Raw genomic sequence first — 12,798 nt, forward strand, 5'->3', positions numbered from 1 at the left:
CGGGTCTGGACGGGTTTTCCCCCGCGTGCTGTAGTAACGGCGGCATCCTGGGAGGTTCGCGATGGGCGTCCACGGCCGTGACCGGGAACTCGATCTGCTCGACCGCCTCGTGGTGTCGGCGCGCGCGGGACGGGGCGGTGCCCTCGCCGTCAGGAGCGGTCCGGGCCTGGGCCGCAGCACCCTGCTCAGGTGGGCCGCGCGCCGTGCCTCGCCCGACTTCCGGGTGCTGAGCGTGCCCGGCGTCCGGGTCGAGGCGGAGCTGGCGGGCGCGGCACTGGGCCGGTTCCTGCCCGGCGGCTCGGACGCCCCGCAGGACGTGCACCGCAGGCTCGCCGAACTGGCCGCCGACCGGCCGCTGCTGTGCGTCGCGGACGACGCGCACTGGATGGACGCGCCGTCCCTGAACGCGTTGGCTTTCACCGCGCGTAGGGCGGAGTCCTACCCGATCCTCATGCTGTTCGGCGCGAGTGACGGAAGGCTGCGCGGCGCGGGACGTGACAGGCTCGCCGCCATCCCCGACCTCGCGTTGCCGCCGCTGGACGACACCGCCGCGCGGCTGGTGCTGCGCGAGGGGGTGGAGGGCATCCCCACCGAGCTGGAATCCGTTCTTGTGGAGCTCGCCGGCGGCAACCCGCGCGCGCTCCGCGAGCTCGGCCGGGCCCTGACACCGGGACAACTCTCCGGGATAGACCCGCCGCCCGTCACCCTTCCCCCGGGCAGTGAGCTCCGGGCCGTCTATCGGCGTCGTTTTATGCGGCTGCCTGAGGCGTCCCGGCTGCTGCTCCTCTTCGCCGTCGTCGAGGAGAGCCTGGACATCGTCACCCTGGGGCGTGCCGCTGCCGCCGCCGGGGTGGACCTCGCCGCCTTGGAGCCCGCGCGTGACGTCGGCCTCCTGACGGTCGAGGGCGACCACGTGAGCGTGCCGGGGCAGCTCGTCCGGGGCGTCCTGCAGGCCGACGCGCCGCTGGCCGACCTGAACACCGCGCACCGGCTGCTCGCCCGCGTCATGGACCGGCCGGGCCAGCGCGCCCGGCGCATCATGCACCGGACGTCGATCGCGCCGCGGCCCGGCGACGTGGAGGAGCTGCGCGCCGTCGCGGCGGGCGCCGACCCCGTCGAGGCGGCGGCGATCTGGGCGCGCGCCGCCGACCTGTCCGGCGACCCGGCCGACCTGCTCGGCGCGGCGTCCGCGCACTGGCGCGGCGGGGCGTCGGCGCGGGCGCGGGTCCTGGTGCGGCGGGCGCTGGCCGACCCCGCCGTCCCGCCCGGCGAGGCCGAGCTGCTGCTCGGCGAGATAGAGCTGTTCGACGGCATGCCGGAGAAGGCGCGCACCCTGTACGCGGCGGCGGCCGACCTCCTTCCGGAGCCGGAGAGGCTGGACGCCCTGGCGCGCGCGGGTGAGGCCGCCTACCTGGCAGGGGACATCGCCTCCTATCTGGACCTCGCCGAACGGGCCAAGCGCACGCCCGGCTCTGAACTGCTCACCCTGCACTTCCAGGGCACGGCCGCGGCCTTCGTCGGTGAGGACTTCGGCGTCCCGCTGCGCAGGCTGCTCGGGCTGCCCGAAAGCTGCATGGACCACCTGTGGGCGAGCACCGCGGCGTCACTCCTGGGCGACGACCTGGCCGCGCACGAGCTGGCGACGGGCGCCGTCCGGGCCGCGCACGGCGGCAACATCTCGCTCCGCCCCTGCGCCCTGCACCTCCTCGCGCAGGCCGAGCTGTGGCGGGGACGGTTCTGTGAGGCGGCGGAGGCGTCCCGGGAAGGGCTCGCGCTCGCCGAGGCCGTCGGGCAGGGCAACGTGGCCGTCGACCACAGGGCGCTGCTCGCGCTCGTCGCCGCGCTCAGGGGCGACCGCAACGAGAGTCGAAGGCAGGCCGGGATAGCGGCCACCACCGCGGCGGCCCGAGGGCTCAGCCGTCCGGAGGCGTTCATCAGCTGGGCGGAGGCGGCCCTCGACCTCCTCTCCGACCGGCCCGCCGAAGCGGCCGCCCGGCTGCGCATCATGACGGTGCACCCTGTGGTGCGGGTGATGTCCACGCCCCTGTACGTCGAGGCCGAAGTGCACTCGGGTGGACGGGAGGCGGCGGCCCGGTCCCTCGCCGTCTTCGACATGTGGGCGCAGGCCACCGCCAACCCCGCCCGGCTCGCGCTGTCCCGGCGCTGCCACGCCCTCCTCGCCGCGGGCGGCGCCGCCGAGGAGCACTTCAGCGCGGCGCTCGCGCTGCACCGGCTCGGCGGCTCCCCGTTCGAACTCGCCCGCACCGAGCTGCTGTTCGGCTCGTGGCTGAGACGCTCCAGGAGGCCCAGCGACGCCCGTCCCCACCTCCGGTACGCGCTGCACCTCTTCCGGCACTACGAGGCCGAGGCGTGGGCCGGCAGGGCCCGCGCCGAGCTGCGCGCGGCGGGCGAGAGCGCGCTCGGCGGCGAGCCGGCCGCCGAGCTGACGGCCCAGCAGGAGCAGATCGCGCGGCTCGCCGCCGAGGGCGCCACCAACCGGGAGATCGCCGCCCGGCTCGTGCTCAGCCCCCGCACCGTCGAACACCACCTGCGCAACGTTTTCACCCGGCTCGGTGTGCGCTCCCGCGTCGAACTCACCAAATTCTTCTGATCCGCCTCCGGATGCGCGTTGCGCGGCGTCGGGGCGCACGTTGGAGCGTTCCGATGTGGGGGTGGCTGAGGACCGGTGATGTTACCGATGCGCTACCGGTGTGACCCTCGGCACACTTTGGGCGCACCTCCCACCCCCCGAGGAGAGAACATGCTCCGCAAGATCGGTGTGCTCATCGCCGCGCTCGCGCTAGCCGTCACGGGCCTCTCGGCGCCCGCCCACGCGGCCCGCACCCCCGTCGTCTTCGTGCACGGCTACGCCGGCGGCGCCTTCAACTGGACGACGGCCAAGTCCGTCTTCCAATCGGGCGGCTACGCCAACTCCGAGCTGTTCACCTACGAGTACAACTCCTACGGAAACAACGTGGCGAACGCGCAGGGCCTCGCGACGTTCGTCGACAACGTGCGCGCGCAGACCGGCTCCGCCCAGGTGGACATCGTCAACCACTCCATGGGCGGCCTCGTCAGCCTCTGGTACCTGAAGCAGCTGAACGGCCACCCCAAGGTCAGGCACCTCGCGTCGATCGCCGGCGCCAACCACGGCACCACCTTCGCCGCAGCCTGCCTGATCTTCGTCACCTGCCAGCAGATGTATCCCGGCTCGTCCTTCATCAACACGCTGACGTCCGGTGACGAGACGCCCGGCGCCACCAAGTACGCCACCTGGTACTCGGCCTGCGACGGCGTCATCATCCCCTACACCAGCACCCGCCTGACCGGCGCCACCAACACCAACGTCCTCTGCCAGACCCACCTGGGCTTCCTCATCGACACCTCGGTCCTCACCCAGATCCGAACCTTCCTGGCAACCTGACCCCCACCTCCCTGACGGCCCGGCCCCCGCCCACGGCGGCGACCGGGCCTCTCTATTCCCCAAACGCTCTCCCCGGTTCTCGCAACGGCCCTTCTCTTGCGGGTGGGTGAGGACCGAAGTGCCCAATGGCGCGTGTGTTGTGGTGGAAGTTCCGGGCGTGTTGGGTTATGCCGAGCTATATTCGTTGCTCGCGGTTGTGGCTCGGCACGGAAGGTGACGGGGTTATGGGTGCGGGGGACGGGGATCTCGTCGTGTTGGCGCTCGGAGGGGTGCAGCGGTTCATCTCCGAGTCGCGGACGACGGCGGACCTGGCGGCGGCGAGCGCCATCATGGCGCGTCTGGCCAGGGCTGCCGCGGAGTCGCTGGGCGAGGTGGACGGGGTGTCGCTGGTGTTCCCGGAGAGCGGGGAGTCGCGGGGCGCACCGAACCGGGTGGTGGCGCTGGTTCCGGCGGGGAGAGGCGACGCGCTGGGCGAGGCGGCGGCCGGGGCCGTGCGGACGGCGTGGGAGCAAACGGTGCAGGGGGTCTTCAAGGACGCCGCCGCGGCGGGGACTCCGGGCGTGCCGGACGTGACGTGGGTGGCCGTGCCCGCGGCGGCGGGGGACTACGCCACGCGCTGGGAGCTGGCGCAGCGGGCTCTGGCCGGGCGGCGGATGGTGCGGGACTTTGCTCCGGCCGATGAGCTGGCGCGGCCGCTGTGCTCGCTGAGCCCCCGATGGGCGGCGGCGGAGCGGCCGCCGCCGGGCGCGCGGCGCCACCACCGCCAGGAGCTGTTGAGCCGGGCGAACTGGGTCAAGCGGGAGTGGTCGCGATCCGAGGACGGGCAGGGTACGCGGTTTCCATCGACGTCCTCGATCGCGTCCGCCCGGTTCCGGGACGCGGTGATCCGGCGCCTGGACGACCGGGAGCTGGCGGGCGCGGTGGGCGCGCTGCGAGCGGTGGTGGGGCGGCTTTCCTCAGGGCGGGAGGAAGCGGTGCGGGGGCTGTCGCACGCGGGCGGCGAGCTGGGCCGGTGGCTGCGGGAGTCGGCCGGCGGCTGGGTGTATCCGGACCGGTGGACCGAGCGGTCGGTGCTGGCGGAGTCCGCCCGGCCGGAGGACGTGCGGGACGCGGCCGGGATCGCGAGCCAAGGCCGGAAGGCGGCCGCGGCCGTCGTCAGGCGGATGGATGAGTTCGGTGTCGCCTCTCCCGCCGTTTACCTGGCGGTCATCGCCCAGGACCTGGACTGGATGGGCCGCTACCTGTCGGGTACGGGCACGGCCCGCGACGGTTCCCGGATCGAGGTGTCCGCGGCGTCCCACCAGGCGGTGTCGCGGCGGCTGTTGGTGCTGGGCGAGGAGCAGCTGACGCGGCTGTCGGAGCCGCGCCTACTCGGCGTCCCGGTCTACGCCGGGGGCGACGACCTCCTGGCGTTCGCGCCCGCGGCGAACGCGCTGGACGTGGCGGCGGCGGCCTACGGGCTGGTTCCCGCGGATCTGCCGAAGGCGAGCACCGCCGTGCTGTTCTTCCACCAGCACTTCTCGCTGCGGGAGGCGGTCACGCGGGTTCAGGAGATGTTGAAGGACGCGAAGCGCAACGTCGAGGGCAAGCACGCGCTGGCGGTGGGGGTGGTCCGGCGTTCGGGGACGCGGGCGGAGTCGATCCAGCCGTGGCCGTCGGCGCGGCCGGACGAGCTGTCCGTGCGGGCGTTCGACCTGCTGGGCCGGAGCGGAGAACACGTGGTCTCGCCGCGGCTGGTCGCCGACCTTGAACGCGACGAGGAGGAGCTGGCGTCGCTGCCCGAGCGCCTCTACACGGCGGAGCTGGCCCGGCTGCTGGCCCGGCACACCTCCGGCCCCGCCGACGGCAGGGCCGGGTTCGTGGCGGACGCGACGCGGGCGCTGGTCGATCTGGGGGCGCGGGAGCGTTCGGTTCCGGGGCCCGAGACGGCACGGCCGGTGCCGGTGGCGCGGATCGGGGTCTTCCTGAGGCAGGAGGCGCGGTGAACGAGAACTGGCTGGCGTTCACGCCGCGCGACACCGTCCTGGTGCGGGACGGCCGTGCGTTCGACGCGGGCACCGACGCGTCGTCGGAGTCGGTACGGCCGTGGCCGAGCACGGTCGCGGGCGCGGTCCGCACCGCCTACGGCCGGGATCCGGACACGGTGCGGGGCCCGGTTCTGGCCCTGCGGCTGCCCGGCGGGTGGCGACCGTACTTCCCGATGCCCGCCGACGTCGTCCGGTCGCCGACGCGTTCGCGCTGTTTCCTGCTGCGTCCCGATCCCGGGCTCGGCGGCGTCCACACCGATCTGGGCGACGGCGTGGGCGGCCTGCTGGCCCCGCCGCAGGGCGTCGAGGACGCCGAGCCGCTGGACGGATGGATCGACTCCTCGTCCCTCGCCGTCCATCTGGCGGGCGGTTTTCCGGCGCACGGGTTCGGGATCGGGCGGAAGTCGTCGGAGCTGACCCGCTACAAGGCGCCGGACGGGCCGCAGCCGTTCCAGCCGCTGGTCGACGAGCCGCGGGTCGGGCTGGCGCGCACCGCGTCCCGCTCCGCTCGCGAGGGCTACCTGTACCGGGCGGTCCATCTGCGGCCCCGGGAGGGGTGGGCGTTCCTGGCCTGCTGCGAGGTCCCGGAGCCGTGGACCGCGCAGGGCCCGGCACCGTTGGGCGGGCGGGCCAGGGTCGCCGACGTCGAGGACGTCACCGGCCAGTCCGGTGTCGCCTGGCCGCAGGGCCCGACGACGTTCCCGGACGGCAAGGTGCTGCTGTACCTGGCGACGCCCGCGCTGTGGCCGGACGGGTGGCGGCCGCCGCTGCCGGACGGTGTGGCGCTGGAGGGGGCGGCGGTCCCCGCGGCGCTGCCGGTCGCCAGCGCCTCCCCCCGCCAGGCGCGCCACGGCCGCACCCGCCTTCTGGACACGGTGTCGCTGCGGTGGGCGGTGCCCGCCGGAGCGGTGTATCTGCTGCGGTTCCCCGACCAGGATTCGGCCGGGCGGTGGGCGGCCGCGCAGCACGGCCGCGCGCTGGCCCCGGCCCGGGCGCCCCGGATGGACACCGCCGGATTCGGCGTTGTCCTCACCGGCCGCTGGTAAGCCTCCTCCCCGCTCTGTCGAAAGGACGGAACCCTCCATGAGCCCCCCGGCCGAGTTCCTGCTCTACCTGTACGCGGAGTCACCGCTGCACCCCGGCGCGTCGGACAGCGCCGACTCGATCGACCTGCCGATCCAGCGGGAGGCCGCGACCACCTACCCGGTGATCTGGGGGCAGAGCCTGAAGGGCGCGCTGCGCCAGGCCGCCCAGGAGTCGGCCGACTGGAGTGACCCGCTGGTCCGCGAGGTGTTCGGCAAGGCGGTGGACGCCCAGCGGGGCGAGGCGGAGGACGCGGCGGGGCTGCTGGCCGTCGGCGACGCCCAGTTGGTGGCGATGCCGGTGCCGACGCTGCGGCGGACGTTCGCGTGGGTCACCTCCGAGATCGCGCTCGGCAGGCTGGCCCGCAAGTACCGCACCCTGGGCCATGAGCCGCACGCCGTGCCGTCGGTCGCCGCCGACATGGGCTCGGCCGCCTCGGACGGCTGGGTCGACGGGCGGGGCCAGACGCTCGGCCCGTGCGTCCTGCCCGTGGAGGCCAAGGACGCCAACCTCGCGGCCTGGGCGGCGCTGATCGCCGGGGGCGCCCTGAGCGCCGCGGGATTCGAGCCGTTCAGGGCCAAGTTCGGGGAGGACCTGCTGCTGGTCGGGTCCGACGCGATGCCGCTGCTGCTGCGCGAGTGCACCGAGCTGACCGCCCGCGTCCAGCTGAACGAGGGCAAGACCGTCCAGAACGGCCCGTTCTACAGCGAGTACCTGCCGACCGAGACGCTCCTGGCCGCGCCGCTGACGCTGCGCGGCGGCGGCGCGGACGCGCTGAAGGCGCTGCGGTCCCTGCTGGGCGGCGAACTGCTGCGGATCGGCGGGGACGAGACCCTCGGCAAGGGCCTGGTCTGGCCCCGGCTCGTCGAGGCGGCGACCCGATGAGCGTCCGCAGGATCGACCAGACGATGGCCAAGGCGGCCGCCGAGCTGCTGCCCGACACGGTGGACGGCAAGCTGCGGACGCGCTACCGCACCCTGTCGGTCATGTCCCGTGACGCGGGTCTGGCCGCCACCTACGCCTACGTGGCCGCCAAGGGCAAAGGTCGTGGTGACCTTCCCGACGCCTACCGGAAGGTCGCCACCGGGATTCGCGACCACCTGGAGAACCGCGGCCTCAAACCCGCGACGGTCCGCAGCGAAAGGGACATACTGCGCCACCTGGGCGAGATGGACCTGCACACCTACGCTCGCGCCTCGGCCGAGGTCGCCGCGTTGCTGCGGTGGCTGAGCCGCCTCGCTGACGCCGTCCACCAGACCGACGACGCCGCCCCGCCGAAGGGTCCTGACGACGCCGCCACGTCGGAGGATGACGCCTCATGAGCACTCCGCGCCCGCGCCCTCCGAAGCCCGGAGCCAAGGGACCAGCCGCTCCGCGTGCGGGCGGCCAGCACGGCCCGGTGTCCGCGGCCGGGCCGCTGGGCCGGGTGATCACCAGCGACGGGAACCTCGCCAAGGGCAGGGTCGGCGCCCGGCTGGACGACGACGCCAACGCCCAGATCCTGATGCGGCGCGTCGTGTTCACCTCGGGACACGACGAGATCGAACTCGACAAGAAGGGCGGCGCGTCCCTGCTGGCCTGGGCGGTGCACAGCCATCTGGGCCAGTGCACCGACCTGCTCGACCAGGTCGCCGCGCGCCGCCGCCGCGCGCTGGCGTCGCTGCGCGGGCAGGGCCTGACCGTCGTCCGGCTGCGCGCCGCCCCGGAATGGCGGCTGGCGGTGGGCCTGGGCAACGACGCCAACCCGCACGAGATCGGGCTGTCCCTGCACGGTACCTACGGGTGGCCGGTCATCCCGGGATCGTCCGTCAAGGGCCTCACCGCGGCGTGGGTCGCGTCCCGGGTGAAGGACGGCGAGATCGACGCGAAGCTCCGCGACACCGTGTTCGGCACCCCGCGCGTCGGCGCCAAGGCCGTCCGGGGCGAGGCCCGGCGCGGGTCGGTGCTGTTCCTGGACGCGCTGCCGACGGGCGGGAAGGTCAAGGTCGTGCGCGACGTGGTCACCCCCCACGTCCAGCCCTACTACGGGTCGGGCGGCCACGTCCCGCCTGCCGAACATCACAACCCGGTGCCGTCGGAGTTCCTGACGCTGGCGAAGGGCGCGTTCGCCTTCGACCTGGCCGGCCCCGCCGAGCAGATGGACGACGTCGCCTCCTGGTGCGCCGCCGCCCTGGCGGACCTGGGAGTCGGGGGCAAGACCGGCGCGGGATACGGCTACCTCACCGTAACCGAGGAGCAGGTATGACGATCCACCTCATCTCGGTCGGCCGCAGCATCACCGCGTTCCTGAACGACCCCTACGGCGTGGTCGACGAGGCCACGGCCGACCTGGTGTCCGGCGCCTACCGTGACCTGTTCGCCGACGTCACCGCCGAGGCGGCCGCCCGCCGAGTCGCCTCCTGCCTGGACGGCACCGATCCCGCCCTGGCCGCAGACGTCACGGACCTGGCCGCACGCCTGCGGGTCGGCTTCTGGCCCGCCTCGGTCAGCGCCGAGCTGAGCACCCTGGACAAGGCCGTCCACCTGCGGCGCCTGCCCGACGGCGACATCGCTCTCCTGCTCACCTCCGACACCGCTGCCGGGTTGGAGGCGGCCCTGTGGAACGCGCTCGCGCTCACCGGCGGCGACCTGGCCCGCGTCACCTACCTGGCCGCCTCCGGCCTGACCGACGACGACTTCACCGACCTGCGCGGCCGGGCCGTGATCTGCCGAGTCCCCGGCATGGACGCGGGCAACAGTGCGGGCTTCGCCTCCGCCATGGGCCACCTCGGCCGGATCGGCGCCGGCCTGCTGAAGCACGCCCGCCCCGGCGGGGAAGAAGATTTCGCCTTCCACCTGTCGGGCGGATTCAAGGCCGCCGTCCCCTACCTGATCGGGCTGGCCGAGGGCGTCCGTTCCCGCACTGAGGCGCCCGTCCGCGCCTGGGTGCTGCACGACACCTCCGACGCCCGCATCGCCCTGCCCCTGCGCCGCCTGCACCCCGGCACGGTCGACCGCGAACTCAAGGCATTCGCCGGCGGCGTCAGCACCGACAGACCCGCCGGGAACCAACTCGACGGCTACGCCTACGAGCAGGCCGGGGCCACCCGCTGGGAGCTGACCGCCTTCGGCGTCGGCCTGCGCGCCCTGTTCGGCCACCCCAACGAGAGCGACTGATGGACCCGGCCGGGCGGTTCGGGCAGCGGCTGCGTGACGGCGTCCTGCGCACCTCCGAACGCCTGCGCGACCCCCGGTGGCGGGAGCACGACCGCGAAGCGCTGCGCGATGCCGGAGACGGGCTCAACCGCGCCCTCGAACCCCTCGGGCGGCCGCGCGACGTCCCCCGCCCTTCCACCCCGGAGATCGACCAGGCACTGGACGGGCTGCGCGACCTCCTGGCCGGGAACAGGCCGCTGCTGCGCGCCGTCCTGTACAGCCCCGACCTGGCCTGGGCGCGGTTTCGGTCCGCCCGCCCGGACCTCATGGAGGCTTTCGCCGCCCTGTGCCACCTCGCCGAAGCCGCCTGGCGGTGCGTCGCCGACACCCCGTCGCCCGACCTCGCCACCCTGCGCCCGCCGGCCGCCCGTCTGCGGTTCCTCACCCTGAGCGAACCGTTCCGCCACCGCGCCGACGACGGCCCGTGGAAACCGGAGGACGACCTGGGCGAGCACGGCGTCTACGACGCGGTCTTCGGCGAGAACTCCTGGCACGAGTACACCAGCCGCTGCCGGGACGCCCGCCGCGCCTGGCTCTCCTTCCTCAACGCCTACGAGTCCCATCCCGTGCTGGCCCGCGCCGACCCCGCCGACCTGGAACGGGAACTCGGGCTGCTGGCCTTCCGTAACGGCCGCCCCACCACCGCACTGACGCTCTCGGGAACCTCGCTCGCCAGCCCCGCCGCCCCCAACGCCGACGACCTGGCGATCTACGCCGAGGTCACCGAACTCCATCTGCTGCCCCGCTTCCGGATCCGGCAGGCCACGGCCCTTACCTGGCTGGCCTCACCCGGCAGCCGCATCCTGGGCCTTCTGCCGGCCGTCATCTGCGCGCTTACCGCGACCGCGTCGATCGCCCTCGCTGTCACCGGGCATTTTGTCCCCGCCGGATGGACGGCCCTTGCCTTCTACGGTCTCTTGTGCCTAGGCACCCTCGCGCGGGGCCCATCGTTCGCCACGCCGTGGCTGCTGCGCCTGCCCGCCGCGGCCTCACTGGGCCTGCTGTTGCTGTCCAGCCTGCACCCCACTTGGTGGGACACGCCATTGCGCGGCGTCACAGCGCCCTGCGTGCTCGTCGCCGCGTCCGTCGGGTACCTGCTCGTCGAGGCACGCAACCACGGCGCCGCGCCCCTGGCCGCCGTGGCCCGCGCGCTGACCGTCACCGCCGTCGGCTCCCTGCACGCCCTCCTGGTCGCCCTCATCGGGCTGGCGCTCGTCGTCCCGGCCTACATGGAGTCCCCGGACGCCAAGACCCGTGTCCACCACGTGCTGGACTCCGCCTCCGCCGGCCACTCCTGGCACCTGCTGTTCCTTGCCGCCAGCGTCTGCCTGGCCGCCGGCGTGTTCTCCCAGATCCTCTGGGACGACCGCCCCATCACCGCACCACTCGCCCACATCCACCGGCGCACGGGATGAACCCATGACCTGGACCACCCTCACGCTCACCGTCACCACCCCCCTGTTCAACGCTGGGGCCGTCAACGGCAGGGAACCCGACTCTGACAAGACGGGCATCCGCGTCCCCTCCCTGCGCGGTGCCCTCCGTTTCTGGTTCCGCGCCCTGGCCGGTGTCATCACCGGGCCCGACCTCGCCCTGCTCAGTGAACTCGAAGGCCGCGCCCTCGGCCACACCGGCAACGCCTCGCCCGTCCGTTTCCGCGTCTCCCGGCAGCCTCCCCTCACCCTCCCCTCCGGTCGCCACACCTTCACCCCGCCCCCCGGACTCGTCCTGGAGAAGCGCGTCAAGGAACCCGGATACTGGATCCACTACCTCCTCGGCCAGGGCCTGGCCGACCTCGGAAACCTCCGCGTCAACCGGCCCTACGTCGCCCCCGGCCAGCCCTGGGAACTGAAGATCGCCTTCGGCCCCGACGACCGCCTCAACTCACCCGTCCTGGCCGCCCTCTGGCTACTGTGCGCCTACGGCGGGCTCGGCGCCCGCACCCGCCGCGGCTTCGGCGGCGTCCGCATCACCCGTGTCGACGGCCCCCTCCCCGAACCCTGGACTGCCCGGGACCTGCTGGCCCCGCCCGCCATGGCGCACGGCGAGATCACCGGCCTGCGGCTCCCCGTCCACATCCTCAAGGCCGCCGGACTGCTCACCGCCTACATCCGCGAGGAACTCGGAAGACCGGGGTTCTCCATCGCCGACTGGCAGGAGCCGCCCTCCTTTCCCGTCCTCAGCCGGCAGCACACGCTCGCCGTCCTCAGCACTCGTGCCTTCCCCTCCTGGGAGAAGACTCTGGGGCACGCCGGAGAACAGTTCCGCCGGTTCCGTGCCTCGCGCGACTACCCCGGCGCGCGTTACCGGCCCGACATCAAGACCCCCGAATGGGAGGACGTCGTCCATGGCGCCGACGACCACTTCACCCTCGGGGCCCTCGGCCTCCCCGTCGTCTACAAGGACGGAATCAGCGTGGGCGTGGAGGTGGACGGCAAACCCTCCCGCCGCGCCTCACCCCTGTGGATCCGCGCCGTAGGGCACGGCACGGACTGGCGGATCCTGTCCTTCGCCTTCACCGGCAGCTTCCTCCCCTCCGGCCAGGACGCGCCCGAGGTCGTCCTTCGCGGAAAAGGCCCGAGAAGAACACTGAACGTCGCGGACGAGGACGTCGCCGAACTCGCCCGAGCGTGGATGCGCCGGCTGCGGCCCGCCCCCTGAACACCGCCCCGCCACCGGCCAGGAGAGGCTCTCCCACCCACCGGAACCGGCGCGGAGGCCGGTCAGCTCGCCACGGGTCCGTCCGGGCCGAGGTCGGTGGCGCCGAATCCGTGAGTGGTGCGGGCACCGGTGCCGCTGCACACGGCGAACCGCGCCAGCGCCGCCAGCGCGGCCCGCACGCGCGGCGGCGTGCCCGGCCGGGAACCCAGCACCGCCGACCCCACGAACCCCGTCGCCGGATGCCCGTAACCCGCCACAAGATCGCATGCAAACGGACACCGTTCCCACAGGTCAGGCCAGCGATAGAAGGCCAAGCCTTCCAATAACACACCAGCCCGCAGGGCACAGAAACGGTAGAGACCGCAGCCGCGTGCGCACCCTCTGAAGCTTTCAAGAACCTGCGAGTTC

Annotated in this window: 11 protein-coding genes; 10 read left to right on the forward strand and 1 reads right to left on the reverse strand. The window is 73.6% G+C overall.

Features of this window, described 5'->3' with window-relative positions; translation table 11 throughout:
* Positions 1-61: 61 nt before the first annotated feature.
* From LO762_RS05230 to cmr1, 10 genes are all read left to right on the forward strand, one after another.
* The gene (locus LO762_RS05230; protein ID WP_230613011.1) at positions 62-2,611 is read left to right on the forward strand and encodes a LuxR family transcriptional regulator; all 2,550 of its coding nucleotides are present in this window, start codon (positions 62-64) and stop codon (positions 2,609-2,611) included.
* Between the two features lie 150 nt (positions 2,612-2,761).
* Entirely contained in the window at positions 2,762-3,424 is a 663-nt protein-coding gene (locus LO762_RS05235) for a triacylglycerol lipase (protein WP_230613013.1), read from the forward strand.
* Between the two features lie 224 nt (positions 3,425-3,648).
* Positions 3,649-5,409 (forward strand): type III-B CRISPR-associated protein Cas10/Cmr2, encoded by a 1,761-nt coding sequence (locus LO762_RS05240; RefSeq protein ID WP_230613015.1) that lies wholly within the window; start codon positions 3,649-3,651, stop codon positions 5,407-5,409.
* Positions 5,406-6,497, forward strand: coding sequence for a type III-B CRISPR module-associated Cmr3 family protein (locus LO762_RS05245; protein ID WP_230613017.1), 1,092 nt, complete (start codon positions 5,406-5,408; stop codon positions 6,495-6,497). Before LO762_RS05240 ends, LO762_RS05245 begins: the two co-directional genes overlap by 4 nt.
* Positions 6,498-6,534: 37 nt before the next feature.
* Positions 6,535-7,419 carry a type III-B CRISPR module RAMP protein Cmr4 gene (cmr4, locus tag LO762_RS05250; RefSeq protein ID WP_230613019.1) on the forward strand — a complete coding sequence of 295 codons (885 nt, stop codon included), beginning with the start codon at positions 6,535-6,537 and terminating at the stop codon, positions 7,417-7,419.
* On the forward strand, positions 7,416-7,856 hold the full coding sequence (gene cmr5 / locus LO762_RS05255) for a type III-B CRISPR module-associated protein Cmr5 (RefSeq protein WP_230613021.1): 441 nt from the start codon (positions 7,416-7,418) through the stop codon (positions 7,854-7,856). Before cmr4 ends, cmr5 begins: the two co-directional genes overlap by 4 nt.
* On the forward strand, positions 7,853-8,779 hold the full coding sequence (gene cmr6, locus LO762_RS05260; protein WP_230613023.1) for a type III-B CRISPR module RAMP protein Cmr6: 927 nt from the start codon (positions 7,853-7,855) through the stop codon (positions 8,777-8,779). The genes cmr5 and cmr6 overlap by 4 nt, the downstream gene beginning before the upstream one ends.
* A complete protein-coding gene (locus LO762_RS05265) occupies positions 8,776-9,690 on the forward strand; it encodes a hypothetical protein (RefSeq protein WP_230613025.1) in 915 nt (304 codons plus the stop codon). The genes cmr6 and LO762_RS05265 overlap by 4 nt, the downstream gene beginning before the upstream one ends.
* The gene (locus tag LO762_RS05270) at positions 9,690-11,144 is read left to right on the forward strand and encodes a hypothetical protein (RefSeq protein WP_230613027.1); all 1,455 of its coding nucleotides are present in this window, start codon (positions 9,690-9,692) and stop codon (positions 11,142-11,144) included. Before LO762_RS05265 ends, LO762_RS05270 begins: the two co-directional genes overlap by 1 nt.
* Before the next feature lie 4 nt (positions 11,145-11,148).
* Complete coding sequence (gene cmr1 / locus LO762_RS05275) at positions 11,149-12,390, forward strand: type III-B CRISPR module RAMP protein Cmr1 (RefSeq protein ID WP_230613029.1); 1,242 nt, start codon at positions 11,149-11,151, stop codon at positions 12,388-12,390.
* A gap of 62 nt (positions 12,391-12,452) precedes the next feature.
* Here the strand turns inward: cmr1 and LO762_RS05280 are convergent, their stop codons facing one another.
* On the reverse strand, positions 12,453-12,647 hold the full coding sequence (locus tag LO762_RS05280; RefSeq protein ID WP_230613031.1) for a CRISPR system precrRNA processing endoribonuclease RAMP protein Cas6: 195 nt from the start codon (positions 12,645-12,647) through the stop codon (positions 12,453-12,455).
* Between the last annotated feature and the right edge of the window lie 151 nt (positions 12,648-12,798).

The sequence above is a fragment of the Actinocorallia sp. API 0066 genome, from assembly GCF_020991275.1.
Lineage (GTDB): Bacteria > Actinomycetota > Actinomycetes > Streptosporangiales > Streptosporangiaceae > Actinocorallia.

What these genes read in the sequence shown, in the direction of transcription:
- cmr1 (WP_230613029.1), top strand. Translation starts at nt 11,149, where the DNA reads ATGACCTGGACCACCCTCACGCTCACCGTCACCACCCCCCTGTTCAAC.
- LO762_RS05235 (WP_230613013.1), top strand. Translation starts at nt 2,762, where the DNA reads ATGCTCCGCAAGATCGGTGTGCTCATCGCCGCGCTCGCGCTAGCCGTC.
- LO762_RS05240 (WP_230613015.1), top strand. Translation starts at nt 3,649, where the DNA reads ATGGGTGCGGGGGACGGGGATCTCGTCGTGTTGGCGCTCGGAGGGGTG.
- LO762_RS05230 (WP_230613011.1), top strand. Translation starts at nt 62, where the DNA reads ATGGGCGTCCACGGCCGTGACCGGGAACTCGATCTGCTCGACCGCCTC.
- cmr4 (WP_230613019.1), top strand. Translation starts at nt 6,535, where the DNA reads ATGAGCCCCCCGGCCGAGTTCCTGCTCTACCTGTACGCGGAGTCACCG.
- cmr5 (WP_230613021.1), top strand. Translation starts at nt 7,416, where the DNA reads ATGAGCGTCCGCAGGATCGACCAGACGATGGCCAAGGCGGCCGCCGAG.
- LO762_RS05265 (WP_230613025.1), top strand. Translation starts at nt 8,776, where the DNA reads ATGACGATCCACCTCATCTCGGTCGGCCGCAGCATCACCGCGTTCCTG.
- LO762_RS05270 (WP_230613027.1), top strand. Translation starts at nt 9,690, where the DNA reads ATGGACCCGGCCGGGCGGTTCGGGCAGCGGCTGCGTGACGGCGTCCTG.
- cmr6 (WP_230613023.1), top strand. Translation starts at nt 7,853, where the DNA reads ATGAGCACTCCGCGCCCGCGCCCTCCGAAGCCCGGAGCCAAGGGACCA.